Source organism: Pseudobutyrivibrio sp. OR37 (assembly GCF_900113655.1).
Taxonomy (GTDB): domain Bacteria; phylum Bacillota; class Clostridia; order Lachnospirales; family Lachnospiraceae; genus Pseudobutyrivibrio.
In genome coordinates this window covers 73,177-90,363 of sequence record NZ_FOQF01000007.1, presented here as the reverse complement: position 1 = coordinate 90,363, position 17,187 = coordinate 73,177, and the positions used below count along the sequence as shown (strand labels likewise).

21 protein-coding genes are annotated in these 17,187 nt (G+C 40.0%); 17 read left to right on the top strand and 4 right to left on the bottom strand.

The genetic code is table 11. The features are described from left to right. Positions 1-22: 22 nt before the first annotated feature. Positions 23-493, bottom strand: a complete 471-nt coding sequence (locus BM097_RS05230; protein WP_090546612.1) for a GNAT family N-acetyltransferase — start codon at positions 491-493, stop codon at positions 23-25. A gap of 209 nt (positions 494-702) precedes the next feature. Here BM097_RS05230 and BM097_RS05225 point away from each other — a divergent pair, with 209 nt between their 5' ends. Further along, positions 703-1,512, top strand: coding sequence for a nitroreductase family protein (locus BM097_RS05225; protein WP_090546610.1), 810 nt, complete (start codon positions 703-705; stop codon positions 1,510-1,512). A 48-nt stretch (positions 1,513-1,560) separates the two neighbouring features. Here the strand turns inward: BM097_RS05225 and BM097_RS16815 are convergent, their stop codons facing one another. Beyond that, on the bottom strand, positions 1,561-1,968 hold the full coding sequence (locus BM097_RS16815; protein ID WP_255406624.1) for an SHOCT domain-containing protein: 408 nt from the start codon (positions 1,966-1,968) through the stop codon (positions 1,561-1,563). Between the two features lie 206 nt (positions 1,969-2,174). On the opposite strand from BM097_RS16815, the gene BM097_RS05210 reads away from it, so the two are divergent. From BM097_RS05210 to BM097_RS05185, 6 genes are all read left to right on the top strand, one after another. Further along, positions 2,175-2,666, top strand: a complete 492-nt coding sequence (locus BM097_RS05210; RefSeq protein WP_090546608.1) for an RNA polymerase sigma factor — start codon at positions 2,175-2,177, stop codon at positions 2,664-2,666. Then, on the top strand, positions 2,659-2,952 hold the full coding sequence (locus BM097_RS05205) for a zf-HC2 domain-containing protein (RefSeq protein WP_090546606.1): 294 nt from the start codon (positions 2,659-2,661) through the stop codon (positions 2,950-2,952). Before BM097_RS05210 ends, BM097_RS05205 begins: the two co-directional genes overlap by 8 nt. Continuing rightward, positions 2,952-3,257, top strand: coding sequence for a zf-HC2 domain-containing protein (locus tag BM097_RS05200; RefSeq protein WP_090546604.1), 306 nt, complete (start codon positions 2,952-2,954; stop codon positions 3,255-3,257). The genes BM097_RS05205 and BM097_RS05200 overlap by 1 nt, the downstream gene beginning before the upstream one ends. 15 nt (positions 3,258-3,272) lie before the next feature. Next, positions 3,273-4,421 (top strand): hypothetical protein, encoded by a 1,149-nt coding sequence (locus BM097_RS05195; RefSeq protein ID WP_090546602.1) that lies wholly within the window; start codon positions 3,273-3,275, stop codon positions 4,419-4,421. A 123-nt stretch (positions 4,422-4,544) separates the two neighbouring features. Then, positions 4,545-4,760, top strand: a complete 216-nt coding sequence (locus BM097_RS05190) for a helix-turn-helix transcriptional regulator (protein ID WP_090546600.1) — start codon at positions 4,545-4,547, stop codon at positions 4,758-4,760. A gap of 239 nt (positions 4,761-4,999) precedes the next feature. Continuing rightward, entirely contained in the window at positions 5,000-6,037 is a 1,038-nt protein-coding gene (locus BM097_RS05185; RefSeq protein ID WP_090546596.1) for a P-loop NTPase family protein, read from the top strand. 1 nt (position 6,038) lies between these two features. Here the strand turns inward: BM097_RS05185 and BM097_RS05180 are convergent, their stop codons facing one another. Next, a complete protein-coding gene (locus tag BM097_RS05180; protein WP_090546594.1) occupies positions 6,039-6,896 on the bottom strand; it encodes a helix-turn-helix transcriptional regulator in 858 nt (285 codons plus the stop codon). A gap of 208 nt (positions 6,897-7,104) precedes the next feature. Between BM097_RS05180 and dapF the strand changes: the two genes are divergently transcribed. From dapF to BM097_RS05150, 6 genes are all read left to right on the top strand, one after another. Next, positions 7,105-7,938, top strand: coding sequence for a diaminopimelate epimerase (dapF, locus tag BM097_RS05175; RefSeq protein WP_090546592.1), 834 nt, complete (start codon positions 7,105-7,107; stop codon positions 7,936-7,938). 96 nt (positions 7,939-8,034) lie between these two features. Next, positions 8,035-9,507, top strand: coding sequence for a UDP-N-acetylmuramoyl-L-alanyl-D-glutamate--2,6-diaminopimelate ligase (locus tag BM097_RS05170; protein ID WP_090546590.1), 1,473 nt, complete (start codon positions 8,035-8,037; stop codon positions 9,505-9,507). Then, on the top strand, positions 9,494-10,387 hold the full coding sequence (dapA, locus tag BM097_RS05165; protein ID WP_090546587.1) for a 4-hydroxy-tetrahydrodipicolinate synthase: 894 nt from the start codon (positions 9,494-9,496) through the stop codon (positions 10,385-10,387). The genes BM097_RS05170 and dapA overlap by 14 nt, the downstream gene beginning before the upstream one ends. Positions 10,388-10,515: 128 nt before the next feature. Continuing rightward, a complete protein-coding gene (locus BM097_RS05160; RefSeq protein ID WP_090546709.1) occupies positions 10,516-11,055 on the top strand; it encodes a rhomboid family intramembrane serine protease in 540 nt (179 codons plus the stop codon). Continuing rightward, positions 11,056-12,048: an SCP2 sterol-binding domain-containing protein gene (locus tag BM097_RS05155; RefSeq protein ID WP_090546585.1), complete on the top strand. Its 993-nt coding sequence runs from the start codon at positions 11,056-11,058 to the stop codon at positions 12,046-12,048. It begins immediately after the preceding gene. Positions 12,049-12,067: 19 nt separating this feature from the next. Further along, entirely contained in the window at positions 12,068-12,478 is a 411-nt protein-coding gene (locus tag BM097_RS05150) for an HIT family protein (RefSeq protein ID WP_090546583.1), read from the top strand. Here BM097_RS05150 and BM097_RS05145 read toward each other — a convergent pair. Next, on the bottom strand, positions 12,467-13,525 hold the full coding sequence (locus BM097_RS05145) for an undecaprenyldiphospho-muramoylpentapeptide beta-N-acetylglucosaminyltransferase (RefSeq protein WP_090546581.1): 1,059 nt from the start codon (positions 13,523-13,525) through the stop codon (positions 12,467-12,469). The genes BM097_RS05150 and BM097_RS05145 overlap by 12 nt on opposite strands. A 144-nt stretch (positions 13,526-13,669) precedes the next feature. On the opposite strand from BM097_RS05145, the gene BM097_RS05140 reads away from it, so the two are divergent. The 4 genes from BM097_RS05140 (at position 13,670) to BM097_RS05125 (ending at position 17,183) form a co-directional block, all read left to right on the top strand. Then, positions 13,670-14,023: a response regulator transcription factor gene (locus tag BM097_RS05140; protein WP_090546579.1), complete on the top strand. Its 354-nt coding sequence runs from the start codon at positions 13,670-13,672 to the stop codon at positions 14,021-14,023. An 83-nt stretch (positions 14,024-14,106) separates the two neighbouring features. Beyond that, positions 14,107-15,297: a cell wall hydrolase gene (locus BM097_RS05135; RefSeq protein ID WP_090546577.1), complete on the top strand. Its 1,191-nt coding sequence runs from the start codon at positions 14,107-14,109 to the stop codon at positions 15,295-15,297. Between the two features lie 121 nt (positions 15,298-15,418). After that, positions 15,419-16,417: an ornithine carbamoyltransferase gene (gene argF / locus BM097_RS05130; RefSeq protein ID WP_090546575.1), complete on the top strand. Its 999-nt coding sequence runs from the start codon at positions 15,419-15,421 to the stop codon at positions 16,415-16,417. Next, positions 16,407-17,183, top strand: a complete 777-nt coding sequence (locus tag BM097_RS05125) for a biotin--[acetyl-CoA-carboxylase] ligase (protein WP_090546571.1) — start codon at positions 16,407-16,409, stop codon at positions 17,181-17,183. Before argF ends, BM097_RS05125 begins: the two co-directional genes overlap by 11 nt. The last annotated feature ends 4 nt before the right edge of the window (positions 17,184-17,187 follow it).

The following is a 17,187-nucleotide window of genomic DNA, read 5'->3' as shown; positions in this document are numbered from 1 at the left end:
CCGGTTTTGAGCCATCTGTTTTTTATAAGATGTATTCCATAATACGTTCTTTAGTTTTGAAACCTATTCTATCATAGAATCTTTCAGCGCCATCATTTCCTGCCCACACAGCAAGAGTGATTTCGTAGCAGCCTAGGCGCTTTGCTTCAGCTTTAACATATTCGAAAAGCTGCTCGCCAATATGCTGACCACGGTAGTTGCTATCAACACATAGATCATCGATATAAAGTGATTTGAAAGGAACCATGTTGGTGGAGAAAGGCTGATTTCTGAGGGCGCAAAATGCGTAACCCATTACATCATCATTCTCATCTACGGCCACGTAGATTGGCTCTTCATCGTTAGCAAGCTTCTCAATCAGCTCGCTTCGTGTATATTTGGTAGTCCCTGAAATAAAAATATCAGGTCTGATATTGGCATGAATTTCAAGCACTTCCTGTAATAGCTTAATCAAGCTGTCGATATCTTTTTCACTAGCTCTTCGAATATTCATTTTGAACCCCCTATGTGATTATTAGTTTCAATGTTAACATATTAATATAAATAAACAAGCTTAGCTTACGTGGTTTACGTAAAAATCGAAAGATAATATAAAAATATCCGTAGTGGGATTGAATTAATGATTAAAATAGGATAGTATGTAAAATAATATTGCATGCTATCGAATAGTGTGAAATCTATATACTACGGGAGGACCTAAATATGTTTATTGATGACGTAAAAAACAGACGAAGTGTACGAACCTTTGATGGCAAAGGTATAGGCAACGAAGTAATAGATGATTTGAAGGAATATGCAGGGAGCATCGTAAATCCATATAACATCCCTGTTGAGTTTGTATTCTTGAATAAGGATGAACATGGTCTTTCTAGCCCGGTTCTCTCTGGTGAAAAGGAATATATCGCTGCTAAAGTGAAAAAGGGAACAAACTCAGATGTTGCATACGGTTACAGCTTTGAAGAGCTATTGATGTACGCAGTAAGCAAGAATCTTGGCACAGTTTGGATTGGTGGCACCATGCCAAGGGATAAGTTTGAAAAAGCTTCTAATCTTAAGGAAGATGAAATCATGCCATGTATGAGTCCTATAGGATATACAGCAGATAAAATGGGCATGAAGGAAGTTCTTATGCGAAAGGGCGTAAAGGCTGATAGCAGATATGATTTTTCAGAATTATTTTTTGCAAACAGCTTTGAAACGCCACTTACAGAAGCTAAGGCGGATGAACTTGGAATTAAGACAGCTCTCGAAGCAGTTCGCCTTGCGCCATCAGCTGTAAACAAGCAGCCATGGCGAGTAGTGGTTACAGAAAATGCTGCACATTTCTATGAGAAAAAGGATAAGGGCTACGACAATGGAACTTATGATTTACAGAAGGTAGACCTTGGAATTGCTCTTTATCATTTTGAAAACCAGTGCCGAGAAGAGGGCAAAAAGCTTACATTCAAGCAGGCAGACCCTGGTATTTTGGCCCCAGAAAAAACTGAATACATAGCAAGCTACGTATGGTAAGAATTGTAAGAGTCGACGAATTGAACCGTCGACTCTTTTTTATGGTATTTAGCTTAAAATTTTAATTCCACCAAGAATAGGAACTGGACGTTCTTCACCGTTGCATGCGCCAATTAAAGCAATAATCCAAAGTACAACCATGATGATTGACCAAATCCATCCAAGAACAGGAATCCATCCAAGGAAGAAGAAAAGATTAATAACAAGTGCCTGATTGATATGGAACATTGCATGTTCTCTGTCACCTATAAGAATAGCGATTATGAAGCCAATCCAAGTAAGATAAGCTACGATGCCAGTAGTCTGAGCTGACATGCCAGGAGTGCTGCCAGAAGTAGCTGGCTGAGATTTTAATAGCTCTGATTTCTTCTGCTCGAATTCTTCCTGGGTAATAACACCCTGATCTAACAAATCTTTGTATTTTTTGATTTCATCCGCAACTGAAAAATTACTCATGATTTTTCCTCCCTATAAATAATATAAAAATATAATATCATTCTTGAATTCCCAAGTCATTAAAATTGTTGAATTTTGACCTGAAATTACTATGTTACAGGCAGATGATATGATAATCTTTTAAAAGTAAAATAAAAAAGTTTGTAACAAAATTCTACATAATCGGACTAATGTAGTGAAAGCAAATAAAAAGGGAGGAAGAAAGCTTGAACATCAAGAATATGTGCGAAGAATACTATCAGCTTGTGCTAGGCTTTCTTCTGACACTTACTAACGGAGATAGGGACTTGGCCGAGGACCTAACTCAGGAGACTTTCCTTCGTGCAATAAGACGAAGCGATACATTCAGAGGTGATGCAAAGGTTTCAACCTGGCTATGCCAGATAGCAAAATACACCTTCTGGCAGCATCTTGAAAAAAGCAATAAATTCAAACAGCTTCCAATGGAAGAAGCCATGGAGATACCCACTGGTGAGCTGGTTGAGGAGATGTACATCAAAAATGAAACAAACAAGGCATTGTATGCGGCTATCGAAAAGCTAGATAGCACTACAAAGGATGTGATGCTTTATAGGATACGAGGTGAGCTTTCCTTCAAGGAAATAGGAGAACTGAAGGGCAAGACAGAAAACTGGGCCAGGGTAACCTTCTATCGTGGCAAGGCAAAAATAGGAAAGGAGATGTGCGAATATGAGTAATATTGAATGCGATTTAGTGGCAGATCTTCTTCCTATTTATATCGATGGAAAAGCAAGTGAGGCATCGAAGAAATTTATAGAAGAGCATATTAAAACATGCGAAGAATGCAAGGAAATTTATGAGGCAATGACAGCAGATATGCAGCTACCAAACCCAGTAAAAAGAAAGAGGAGATTTAAAATCCCTATCCTTCTTAAAATATTCTTAGGAGTGCTGGGGTACCTTTTCTTTGCAATCATAGTTGTAGTAATTATAAACTACATTTTAACGAATGGAGTATTGTGATGGAAAAAATATCATGCGAAATAATAGAAGATTTGCTGCCATCATACAGGGATGAGGTGTTAACAGATTCGGTGAAGCTTATGGTAGAAAATCATCTTGAATCTTGTAACCACTGTAAAGGTAAGCTAAAACAATTGGAGCAGGAAATCGAAATAAATGAACTAGAAAAGAAAAGTAGAGGGCACAAATTTATAGCATCATTGCAAAGAAGAAAATACTATCTCATTGGAATGATGATAGGTGCGATGATACCGATAGGAGCATTTGTTGCTTTGGTAGTGTATTTTGTATATTTTTGTGAATAGAGGCAGGAGAAAGACATGTTAGAGAAAAAAGGTTTTAAGATAGCTATAGGAATATTGGCTGGGCTTGTAATAGGATTGATTACTGTAATTGCAGCCATTTTTATATTAATATTAGTATTCTTCTTTGGAGGTCCTCCTAAGGTTACAAAGGGTATAGAAAAGTACGAGCAGACAATGAAGGAAAACACGACTCGTGAATATGGAAAAGCCAGGACAGAGTTTTTGACTTTCCCAAAGAAGGTGCCGGAAAGCGCATTTGAGCAGGATAGCAAGCCTGAATTTTATAATTCATTTCAGGATACCTGGGATGACCCAACTTATGAAGTGTATCTTAAGTGTCAGTATAGTGATGAGGATTATCAAAGCGAAATCGAAAGACTTTCTCAATCGTCACAAACATATACAAAATATGATGATAGAGAGAAAAAACTGATTTACGATAATTCAGATAGATTTGCCCATCCAGTCTATATAGCAATTGACCATAATGATTATTCATATGAGTATGCTATGGATTTGGGAGATAATAGCATTGCATATATTTATGTTGCCTATAGGACATCTGAGAAAAGCTTAAAAAAGATTCCTAAGGAATATCTTCCTACAGATTATGAGGAAAGTCTGACATTAGAAAATGGTGGATATAGTAATTATCTTGATGAAAAATCTACTGCCTATAATATATATCAGCCACCTATGTATAAGGGGCATAGCATAAGCTACGGACTAAAATCTTACAACAAGGTGGAATTGGAAAATGCCTTTGCAGGAATATCCGGATTACTTGTATTCCCAAAGAATATTAGCAGTGTGAAGGATGGATATTTCAAATATAGTAGAGATGATGATAGCGGATATGTAACTTTGGAAGCAGAGTATTCAGAAGATGATTATAAAGCAGAAGAGGCTCGACTTAAGGATGAAGAAATAAGTTACACGACCTTTGATGCTGACACTTATGAATATCCAGCATATGTTTTATTTGATGGCGAAGAAGTCACTAATTATGAAGATCCATCAGGAAGCACAAATAAAGTATTTGAATATGCCCTTATGGATTCGCAAAACAATAAGATTAGCTATGTGTTGTTAATAAATCCAACTGCAAGAGATTTGAGAGAGAATGATAAATATCTCGCTGTAGATAGGTCTATATATCAATAAGGGAAGAAGATAATATACCCTAACGGGTATAAAATCCTCCTAGAAAGAACACAATATACCCGATAAGGTATAAATAGTACTATAACTATTGAAATTATACCTTATCGGGTATATATTTATATTATGAATACTATTGGAGAATACATAAAAACTGAAAGAAAAAAAGCAGGACTTACACAGGAGGAGTTTGCCATGAGGGCAGGGCTCGGCCTTCGCTTTGTGCGCGAATTAGAGCAGGGGAAGGAGACGGTGCGCCTTGACAAGGTGAACCAAGCGTTAAGCATGTTTGGCATGGAAGCTGTACCTGGAGAAATAGATAGGAGCAAGTTAGATGAATAGAGCAGGAGGAAATAATTAGCTTAATTTCAAATCGATGTGATGTATTTAAGTAGATAGTGAGACAGCGAGGCCTGTGACTCAGCCTTTTACAAGGGATGAGGGCACAGGTCTTTTTTGTAGAAGAAAGTTAGCATAAAAGTTGTAATAACATGTAATAAGTTGTAATATAAAATAAAACCTGTAATAAGTTGTAAGATGATTATAAACATGTAATAAGTTGTAATACGAGGAGGTCATCTATGAATAATCCGTTTAGCTTAGATTTTGGAACAGAACCAAATTTATACATTCCTAGAACAGAAGAACAGAACAAAATAATAAATACATTTAATTCGGAAATACCGTCTACACATATGTATTTGTTACTTGGCGCAAGAGGATCAGGAAAAACTGTACTGATGACAGCTGTTTCTCATAGACTTGCAGAAGATAAAAAATGGCTTCATATCGATCTAAATGTAGAGACAGATATGTTAAATTCGCTTGCGGCAAATTTATATAAGAAAACACAGGGAAAATTTCCAAAGGTTAAATTCGATGTCTCGATAAAAGGAGTATCTATCTCACTTGATAAAGATGAAAAATATTCAGATATACAGCTTGATATAGATTCTATGCTAAAAACATTGGCAAAGCATGATATCAAAGTATTAATAACAATAGATGAAGTGATTAATTCACAGAATGTAAGGGAGTTTACAACTTATTATCAGCATTGCTTACGAGAAAAATTACCTGTGTTTGTATTAATGACAGGCTTATATAAGAATGTTAGAGCCTTGCAGAATAATCGCTCACAAACATTTTTAAAGAGAGCGCCTAAGGTATCACTGAGCGCGTTAAACATGAGGCGAATGGCAAAGCAATATGAAGAGATTTTTGGAATAGGTGAGGCAGAATCGTTTAAGATGGCGAAGCTAACTGACGGATATTCATATGGATTTCAGATACTGGGCTATTATTTATTTGAATCAAAAAAGAAAGCAGTTGATGATAAAATTCTTTTTGAGTATAAGACCAGCCTTGAAGAAAGTTCTTATGAGAAGATATGGGAAGAATTATCCCCTGCAGAACAAAAGGTAACAGAAGCAATTTCGGGTTTTGAGGATAATGTATCTGTTAAGACAGTAAGAGAGAGTATCCAGATGGATTCAAATAATTTTTCATCATATCAAAGTACGTTGGAAAACTCCGGGATTCTTAAGTCAGATGGGGCCTATGGAAGATTATGTTTTGCTCTTCCATTTTTTAAGGAGTTTGTTCAGCATCAGATTTAGACTAAAACGACAGCGAGGCCTGTGACGTAAGCCTTTTCTTAGGGCTTGTGCCATAGGTCTTTTTGTATGCACGCAGGAAAGTGGAATAGGTACCAAAGCCAGATTGTTCTGCGGCATCAGCGATTGGCTTGCCAGCGTCTATTAATGACTGAGCTAGGGCTAAGCGTTTGATGGTGATGTAGTTGCCGATGGTGTAGCCAGTTTCATCCTTGAAGGTATGCATGAGATAGTAGCGGGAAAGATAGAACTTTCCCACAATAGCATCCACAGATAAATCTTCTTTTAAATGTTCATTAATATAATGAATGATTTCGCTTACCTTTGAATCGGCATAATTAGTAGATATGTATTTAATCTCGTCGCTGATGGCAGCACGATTAAGCTCTACCATAAATTCAAGAAAGAGCACCTGCATCAATAGTTCGTTAGCATAGGCATCTATACCTAGGTTTGCAGTAAGCCTGGCTACCGTGGCAGCCACCCTGGAATTCTTAAAAGAATGAAGTCGCAAAACATGGGAACCATTTTCTATAGCATTTCTAAAGCAATAGGATAAATCATTGTCAGCTTGACTATACTCAGCCAGAAAATCCTTGGAAATATAAATGATGATACGCTCATAAGGGGAATCATCATGGAAAATAGGACGGTGCACTTCCCCTGCATTTACAAATACAATATCATCCGTCTCCAAATCAAAGGTCTGACCTTCTATAGAATATGAAGTATTCCCTGACAGGTGGATAAGCACCTTGTGGAAATCATGATAATGAAAATCAATTTCCCCAAGATTAGAATCTGTCAGGTGGAAAATCTTGAAATTGTCGTATAAATAGCCCTTTTTTGAATATGATTCCATGGCATCCTCCTAATTAGAATTATATCACTGGGAGCACTATTTGCAATATTTTGCGCACTAATCTAACTAGATGAAACAAAAAGTGCGGAGTATACTTAAATTAAAGTAGGACAGTTCTGTGAGGAATCTAATAAATTAATTGCACTTCAAATTAATAATTATTAGAATTCTTGATTAGAACAATTAACTGGTTTCGAAAGGACATCCTATGAAATTCACTAAAATGCACGGCTGCGGTAATGACTACGTATATGTAAACCTTTTTGAAGAGAAGGTTGAAAACCCAGCAGAAGTATCTATTAAAGTAAGTGACAGACATTTTGGAATCGGCTCAGACGGCCTTATTACAATTGGCCCATCTGATAAGGCAGATTTCAGAATGCACATATATAATGCAGATGGTTCAGAGGCAGAGATGTGCGGAAATGGTATCCGCTGCGTTGCTAAATATGTGTATGACCACCATCTCACAGACAAGACTGAGATTACAGTGGAGACAGGTGCTGGCGTGTTGACACTGATTCTTTTTCCAGAAGATGGTAAGGTACAGCAGGTGCGCGTAGATATGGGCGAGCCAATCCTTACACCAGCTGAGATTCCAGTTGTGGCTGATGGGGACAAGGTCATCGATGAGCCAATCGAGGTAGGTGGAAAGACCTGGAACATGACCTGTGTTTCTATGGGCAACCCACATGCAGTTGTGTTTGTAGATGATACAGCAAATTTCCCACTTGAGACTTATGGACCGCTTTTTGAAAATCATGAGAGATTTCCAAAGCGTACCAATACAGAATTTGTTCAGATTATTAGCAGAACAGAGGCTAACATGCGAGTGTGGGAGCGAGGCAGTGCTGAGACCTGGGCATGTGGAACTGGTACTTGCGCATGTGTGATGGCTTGCATCTTAAATGGAAAGACTGCGGATAAGGTGCTGGTGCATCTTCGTGGTGGTGATCTTACTATTGAGTATGATCGTGAGAGTAATCATGTGTTTATGACGGGACCGGCGACGGAGGTGTTTAGTGGAGAGATTGAGGTATAGAGGGCGCTAGGTATGACCCTCATCAGTCAAAGACACCTCATCCGCCCTTCGGGCACCTTCCCCTCAAGGGGAAGGCTTAGATTGAAAGGATAAATAATGAAGTTAAGAGATTTATTAGAAGAATTAGATTATGAATTATATGCAGGAGAGCTTGATAAAGAAATCTCCACATTAGTATACGACTCTAGAAAGGTAGAGAAGGATAGCGTGTTTGTCTGCATCTCAGGTACAGTGAGAGATGCACACGATTTCATCCCTGATGTAATCGAAAAGGGCGCTACTGCAATCATCATTGAAAAGGACGTGGAGCCAGTAGATGGCATCACATACATCAAGGTTAAAAACAGCCGCCAGGCACTGGCTATTCTTTCAGCTGCATACTTTGGTCATCCAGCAAAGGAGCTTAAGACCATCGGTATCACTGGTACAAAGGGTAAGACCACTACTACTTACATGGTTAAGTCAATCCTTGAAAAGGCTGGTATTAAGACAGGTCTTATCGGCACTATCGAATCAATCGTTGGTGAGGAGCGTATTCCAGCTGTTAACACAACACCTGAATCTTATCGAGTACAGGAATTATTCCGTCAGATGGTTGATGCAGGACTTGATGCTGTTGTTATGGAAGTAAGCTCACAGGCTCTTATGCTTCACAGAGTTTCAGGCTTCATTTTTGATATTGGCGTATTTACAAACCTTGAGCCAGACCACATTGGTGAGAACGAACACAAGGATTTCGCAGATTACATGCACTGCAAGAGCTTACTTTTCCAGCAGTGTAAGGTGGGTATCTTCAACGGAGACAGCGAGCACATCGATGGCATCCTTGAGGGACATACTTGCGATGTTATCAAATACGGTTACGGTAAGGATAACGACCTTGTTGCTGAAAACGTAGAGCTTCTTAAGGAGCACGGTGCACTTGGCGTTAAGTACCACATCGCTGGCAAGGAAAACATGGATGTTGAGGTAAATGTGCCAGGAACATTCTCTGTTTACAATTCACTTACTGCAGTTGCTATTTGCAAGCAGTTTGATGTTGCAGAGGACAAAATCAAGGCAGCTCTCAAGGATGTTCATGTAAAGGGACGTATCGAGCTTGTCCCAGTTTCAAAAAAATTTACAGTCATGATTGACTATGCACATAATGCCATGGCACTTGAGAGCCTTCTTACAACACTTAAGGCATACGAGCCAGGCAGATTGGTTTGCCTCTTTGGCTGCGGTGGTAACCGTGCTAAGAGCCGTCGTTACGAGATGGGGCAGGTTAGTTCAAAACTTGCAGACCTTACAGTTGTTACATCAGACAACCCACGTAACGAAGAGCCAATGGACATCATTAACGACATCTTAATCGGTGTAAAGAAAGCCGATGGCGAATATGTAACTATCCCTGACCGCAAGGAAGCAATCCGCTATTGCCTTGTAAATGCAAAGGAAGGGGACATTGTGGTGCTTGCAGGTAAGGGCCACGAGGATTACCAGGAAATTAAGGGTGTTAAGCACCACATGGACGAGCGCGAGCTTATCGCGGATATTGTGAAGGAGGACGGCAATGACATTATTTAAGGGCGCAGGAGTAGCATTAATCACTCCATTCAATGAAGACGAGACCGTAAATTATGACATGCTAGGAATTCTTATTGATAGACAGATTGAAGGACATACCGACGCTATTATTGTGTGCGGCACTACAGGTGAGAATGCCACAATGAGCGAGGAAGAAAAGCTTTCTGTCATCGACTTTACAGTAAAAAGAGTTAACCATCGCATCCCAGTTATCGCAGGCAGCGGCGGAAACTCAACAAAGCTTGTAATCGATTTTTCAAAGAAGATTGAAAAGCTTGGTGTAGATGGACTTCTTATCGTTACACCTTTCTATAATAAGGCTACACAGGAGGGCTTGTACCAGCATTATTCTACAATTGCAAAGGCAATCGACCTTCCAATCATCATGTACAATGTGCCAAGCCGCACAGGCTGCAACATACTTCCAGAAACAGCCTTAAAGCTTGCACTTGAGTTCAAAAATATCGTAGGTATCAAAGAAGCCAGCGGTAACATTTCACAGATAACAAAGCTTGCCAGCCTTTGCAGAGGCTGCTTGGATATCTATTCAGGTAACGATGATCAGATTGTGCCAATACTTTCTCTTGGCGGAGTTGGTGTTATTTCGGTGCTTTCAAACGTAGCACCTCAGGGCACTCACGACATGGTTATGGAGTATTTAAACGGCAACGAGAAAAAGGCAAGACAGCTTCAGCTTGATTACCTTGAATTAGTAGATGCACTTTTCTGTGAAGTAAATCCAATCCCTGTTAAATCCACTATGAATATGTTAGGATTTAATGTAGGAAGCCTAAGACTTCCACTTACAGAGATGGAGGAAGAGCATAAGGTGGCCATGAGCAATCTTTTGCATAGAATGCCACAGGAAATGCTTGCATAAGTTTGAAACAGGAAACTAACGAATATTTAAATCCAAAGAACGGACCAATCACTTTTATTTTAGTGGCAATTAATATAATTGTCTTTCTTGTGTTGGAATTTTTAGGAGATACGGAGGATAGCGCCTTTATGTTAAATAATGGCGCAATGAATCCGTATCTTATTTTATATGAGGGACAGTGGTATAGGCTTTTTACAGCCACCTTCATGCATTTTGGGATACAGCATTTGGCTAACAACATGCTGCTTCTATTTTTATTAGGACAGATTTTTGAAAGGGCTGTAGGGCCAGTGCGTTACCTTGGAATCTATTTAGGCTCCGGACTAGCCGGTTCATTTTTATCATTCTTTTACCTGTGCCTTATGGGAAAAAACGATATTGTTGCCGGTGCTTCCGGGGCAATCTTTGGTATTGTAGGCGGAATGATTATAGTGATTCTTGTTCACAAGGGAAAATATCAGGGCATCAGCGCTAAAAGAATGTTGTTCATGGCGGCAATTACGCTTTATTTCGGATTCGCTACAGCCGGCACCGATAATGTGGGGCATATCGGCGGTTTGCTGGCAGGGCTCATCCTTACATTCCTATGTTATGGAATTGAGACCTTGATTCAAAACAGGAAAAAATCTATACTTTTAAGTAACAAACAGGATGAAGAGGGGCAATAAATGAAGGTAAATATTTACTATGGAGGGCGTGGTCTATTAGAGGACCCAACACTATACGTAATTAACAAAATGGAGCAGGTGCTGACAGAGCTTCAGGTAGAGGTTAAGCTTTACAACATCTACGAGCAGAAGAACACCATATCTATGCTTCCACAGACACTTAAGGATGCTGATGGAATCATCCTTGCCACCACAGTTGAATGGCTTGGCATCGGCGGTTACATGAATCAGTTCCTAGATGCGTGCTGGCTATATGCGGACAAGACTGCACTTGCCACCACCTATATGCAGCCAGTGGTCATGTCCACCACCTACGGTGAGCGCGAAGCCATGGTTACACTGGAAAATGCCTGGGAAATCCTGGGTGGATTGCCATGCTCAGGCTTTTGCGGCTATGTAGAGGATGTTAAGGAATTCCGCGAAAACACAGAGTATGCCCATATCATCGAAAAGAAAGTGGAGACCTTGTATCGCACCATTTCTCAGCATACAAAGGGCCTGCCAACCAGCAATCAGGCTGTCACAAGAAGCATCCTTCGCACCACACAGCTGGAGCTTTCTCCACAGGAATCAGAGCAGCTGTCCAAGTTCGTATCTGACGATGAATATGTTCAGACACAGAAGGCTGATATTGCCGACCTTACCAGTATGTTCAGAAATATGATGGGCGAGAAAAAGGAAGACAGCGCCGGCGAGTATATCAACGATTTCAAGGTACAGTTTAGGGGAAATCCTGAATTTAACGCCAAGTACCTGTTTATGATAGATGGAAAGGAGTTACCTCTTTTTGTTAATGTATCTGGCGAGCAGATGGACTGTCGCTACGGCAAGGAAGACAACATCGATGTTTACATGAAGCTGAATTCCAACATCATGGACAACATCGTTGCAGGACGTGAGACTTTCCAGCGAGCATTTTCGGTAGGAGATATGACTGCCAAAGGCAATTTCAGAACCCTTAGAATGCTTGATGAAATATTTACTTTTAGCTAATCAATAGGAGGATAATGAAATGAAGGACAATAATTGCATTTTTTGTAAGTTAGCAAATGGAGATATTCCTACAAACTCAATCTACGAGGATGATGAATTTAAGGTCATTTTAGATGCATCTCCAGCAACAAAGGGGCATGCACTTATCTTACCAAAGAATCATTTCGCTAATCTTTTAGAGACAGATGATGATGTGCTTGCAAAGGCACTTCCACTTGCCAAGAAGATTGGAAACAAAATGATGAAGGAATTAGGCTGCGACGGAATCAACATCATACAAAATAATGGTGAAGCTGCCGGACAGACAGTTCACCATCTTCATGTACATGTTATTCCAAGATTTGCTGGCGACGGCGCCATCAAAGAATGGGATCATCAGAGCTTCAGCGATGCTGAAACTGCTGAGGTTGTAAAGAAATTAAGCATTTAAAATAAGATCAAGAATAGTACTATTGGCGTCCAGTAACTTGCTGGATGCCATTTTTTCTTTAATCTCATCCCTGCGTGCGTACACATCTTCAACAGAGCTAACCAGCAATTCGCCTGTAAGCTCCTCTTCCTGAAGAACAGTTGAAAATCCCTGCTTCTTGTAGCTTTCTGCGTTGAGGATTTGGTCGCCTCGGCTTGCAGCAGCTGAAAGTGGAATTAAGATGTTAGGAATCTTAAGCGCCAAAATCTCGCTGATAGAATTTGCACCAGCACGGCTAATCATAAGGTCAGTCATTGCAAAAATGTCGTTAAGCTGTTCACTGATGAATTCATATTGTTGATAACCAGTGCGACCAACCAAATCATTGTTGATATTTCCCTTACCAACTAAATGAACAATCTGGAATTTCTCAAGTAAAGTATCAAGTGAATCCCAAACTGCATTATTAATGAATCTAGAACCAATACTTCCGCCCATAATAAGGATTACAGGCTTGTCAGCAGAAAATCCTGTGAATGCAAGACCAGCCTCGCGGTTTCCAGAGAAAAGCTCCTTTCTAATAGGAGAGCCTGTGTGTACGGCCTTGCCATCTGGAAGATACTGCATAGTCTCAGGGAAGTTGCAGCATACCTTTGATGCGAAAGGAATAGCAAGCTTGTTTGCAAGTCCTGGAGTCATATCAGACTCGTGGATGATTGCAGGAATGTGCTGTCTTGCAGCAGCCATAACTACAGGAACTGAAACGAATCCGCCCTTAGAAAATACTACATCAGGCTGGATGTGCTTAAGTAACTGATTGGCCTCAGAAAACCCCTTGATTACTCTAAATGGATCAGTGAAATTCTTCCAATCATGGTAGCGGCGAAGCTTACCAGATGAGATACCATAATAGGTAATGCCGGCATTTTCCACCAGCTTTTTCTCGATTCCATTGTAGGAACCGATGTAAAAAATCTCGTATCCCTTTTCCTTAAGAAGAGGAACAAGGGCAAGATTAGGTGTAACGTGACCTGCAGTTCCTCCACCTGTCATAACTATCTTTTTCATAAGAAGAAATACCTCTTTTCAAACAATTTATTCAACATCTAAAATGATACCAATACCTAGTAAAAAGTCAAATTTATAGTGCGAAGAACCATATCACATGATAAAATCAAGATATACTAACTCGTACGGGGAAGAGGAACTGGAATGAAAGTTTTAATAGTTGATGACGAAATTTTTGCACTTAAAACACTAGAGCGATTATTGTCCCAAGAGGATGGTGTAGAAATCCTGCAGGCTGGTGATTGCTACGACGCCTATATGTTATATGAAGAAATGCATCCAGACATAGTTATCACAGATATCCTTATGAAGGGTGGTATTGGCGGCGAGTGGCTGATTGAGAAATTATTATCCTTAGACAGCAAGGCAAAAATCATCGTTTGCTCTGGTCGACCAAAGGCAGATTTGCTTAAATATAAGCTTATGGGAGCCAAGCATTGCATCCAAAAACCAGTCAAATATCAGGAGCTTTGGGACTGTATTGACGACCTGATTTGACAAAAATTTGTAAGAATGTTATATTAGCCTTCGTAACAAAGTTGTAATAAATAAAAAACTTTTGTAAAAAGTGACGGAGGCTTATGAGTAAATTCAACGAAACCTTAACTGCTATTTATGCAAAGAACAACAAAATCTTTAATAAGCGTAATATGCAGGGCGGAGCTCTTGCTTTAGCAATGATGCTTTTATTCACAGGTGCATACGTGAACGCGCCACAGGAAGTATCAAAGACAGACGTAGATGTTACCCCAGCTAGAACAGCAGGTGTTTTCTCAGCAGTATCATCTATGAATCTTATGGCAGGAGATTCAAGCTTAGTTTATGCATCGGCAGATGTTACAGTGGTTGCGGCTACTACAGATCAGGTAGAGCCAGATTTAGATGATGAATATGATGAGTGGGCAGACAAGGCAATGGCAAATGTAGAAGATTATCTCTACATTCGTTCTGAAGCTAACGAATCTTCAGAAGCAATTGCTAAGCTTCGCAAGGGCGATGTTGCCACACTAGTTGATGTATTTGATGGTTGGTACGAAGTAGAGTCAGGTAATGCACACGGTTTTGTATCAGCTGATTATTGTGTTACTGGCATTGAAGCTTACGAGCTTGCAATGGATGTTTGCAACACATACGCTACAACAGATGTAGCAGGTCTTCGCATTCGTAGCGAAGCATCAGAGGATTCTAAAATCCTCAAGGTAGTTCCACAAGGAACAAAGCTTTCTGTTAATTCAGATGCAGAAGCAATTGATGGCTGGGTAGCTGTTACAAGTGGTGATGAAACAGGCTATGTAAAGGCTGATTTTGTTCAGGTAGACATGGTAACAGGCGAGGCTATCACATTAGAAGAAGAGGCTGAGGCTAAGGCCGCTGCAGAAGAAGCAGCACGTAAGGCCAAGGAACAGGCAGCCGCTGCAGCTGCAGCAAACCAGGCTGTTATTGATTCAGCAACAGATGTATCGCTTGTAGCAGCTATCATCCAAATCGAAGCTGGTAACGAGCCATACGAAGGACAGGTAGCGGTAGGTGCCGTAGTTATGAACAGAGTTCGTAGTGGTGCATACGCTAATTCTGTAGGTGGTGTTATTTTCGCAAGAGGTCAGTTCGCAACATCACGTATGTCTTCAGTTATTGCAAAGGGACCAAAGGCATCTTGCGTACAGGCAGCTCAGGAAGCTATCGCAGGTAGCGACCCAACAGGCGGTTTAACACACTTTAGACGTGCAGGTTCTAAAGAAGGACTTATTATCGGTAATCACGTATTCTATTAAAATGTTTATAAACTGAATATTAAATAAGCTCTTGGACTTTACCCGAGAGCTTTTTTGTTATATAATGCATAACAAATCATTAAAAGTGAATAAATATACATGCATTCAAAGGAGGTACGTTATGGATTTAAAGGGTAAAAATTTTTTGAAGATGTTGGATTTTTCAGCAGAGGAAATAAACTATCTAATAGATTTATCACTACAACTTAAGGCTGAAAAAAAGCAGGGTAAATCACAGAAAGATTACATGAGTGGCAAGAATATTGCCTTAATCTTTGAAAAGACATCCACACGTACACGTTGTTCCTTTGAGGTTGCAGCCTATGATATGGGAGCTAATGTTACATATCTTGACCCATCTGGTTCTCAAATTGGAAAGAAGGAATCCATCGCCGATACAGCAAGAGTTTTAGGCCGTATGTATGATGGAATCGAATACCGTGGTTTTGAACAGGACAAGGTGGAGGCTCTTGCAAAGTATGCAGGGGTACCTGTATGGAATGGCCTTACAAATGAATCACATCCTACACAGATGATTGCAGATATGATGACAATTAAAGAGCATTTTGGAAAACTTTTAGGAATAAAGTTTGTATATATGGGCGATGCTCGTTATAATATGGGTAATTCCCTCATGGTTACCTGCGCTAAGCTTGGAATGGATTTCGTGGCATGTACCAGCGAAAAGTATTTCCCTGAAAGCTGGTTAGTAGAAAAGTGTCAGGATATTGCAAAACAATCAGGCGGAAGTGTTACTTTGACTGATGATGTTGCAGCAGGCTGTAAGGATGCAGATGTTATCTATACTGATGTGTGGGTATCAATGGGCGAGCCAGATGCAGTATGGGAAGAGCGAATCAAGGAGCTTAGCCCATATCAGGTTAACGCTAAGGCATTTTCTTATGCGAAGCCAGGTGCTAAATTTATGCACTGCCTTCCAGCGTTCCATGATTTAAATACAACAATCGGCGTTCAAATCCATGAGAAGTTTGGAATTGACTGTATGGAAGTTACAGACGAAATCTTTGAAAGCGAGCGTTCAATCGTCTTTGACGAGGCAGAAAACAGAATGCACTCTATCAAGGCAGTTATGTACGCAACATTAGGCGATGTTAGATAATATTAATTTTGAGTATTATGATTCGGTGGATTCCACCAACGACAGAATAAAAGAAAGAGCACACGCAGGCGAAAAGCAAGGCCTTGTAATATCAGCTGGAACACAGACAGCAGGCAAGGGCAGAATAGGGCGCAAATGGGAATCGCCAAAGCACGATTCTATTGCTACATCAATGTTGCTTACGCCTCAGGAAATATCTTTAGAAGCTGTCCCTACCATCACAGTGGTAGCAGCCATGGCAGTGCGTGATGCTTTAAGCAGGCTGTACGGCTTAGAGGGCAAAATCAAATGGCCTAACGACATAGTTTTAGATGGCAAAAAGATATGCGGAATCCTCACCGAAATGGAAATGAAGGATGGGAATGTTTGGTTTGTGGTTGTTGGCATCGGCGTCAATGTTCACAACAAAAGCTTTGATGAGGAGATTGCATTTAAGGCAACATCAGTTGATTTGGAGCTGAAAAAGGCAAACCGCGATGGAGAAACTGGCCACAGAGCAGAGCTTACAAAGGCTATTTGGGAGAGCTTTAAAAGGTATTACAACATCTTCATCAAAACCCAGGACATGTCAGGTTTAAAAGAAGAATACGAAAGAAACCTTGCGAACTTTGGAGAACGTGTTAGAATAGAAGCTCAGGAAAATTCATATGAAGCTATCGCCAAAGGCATCACCGCCAAAGGAGAATTGATAGTGGAAGTGGATAAAAAAGAACAAATAATAAGAACCGGAGAGGTCTCAGTAAGAGGCATCTATGGTTATGTATAAAAAG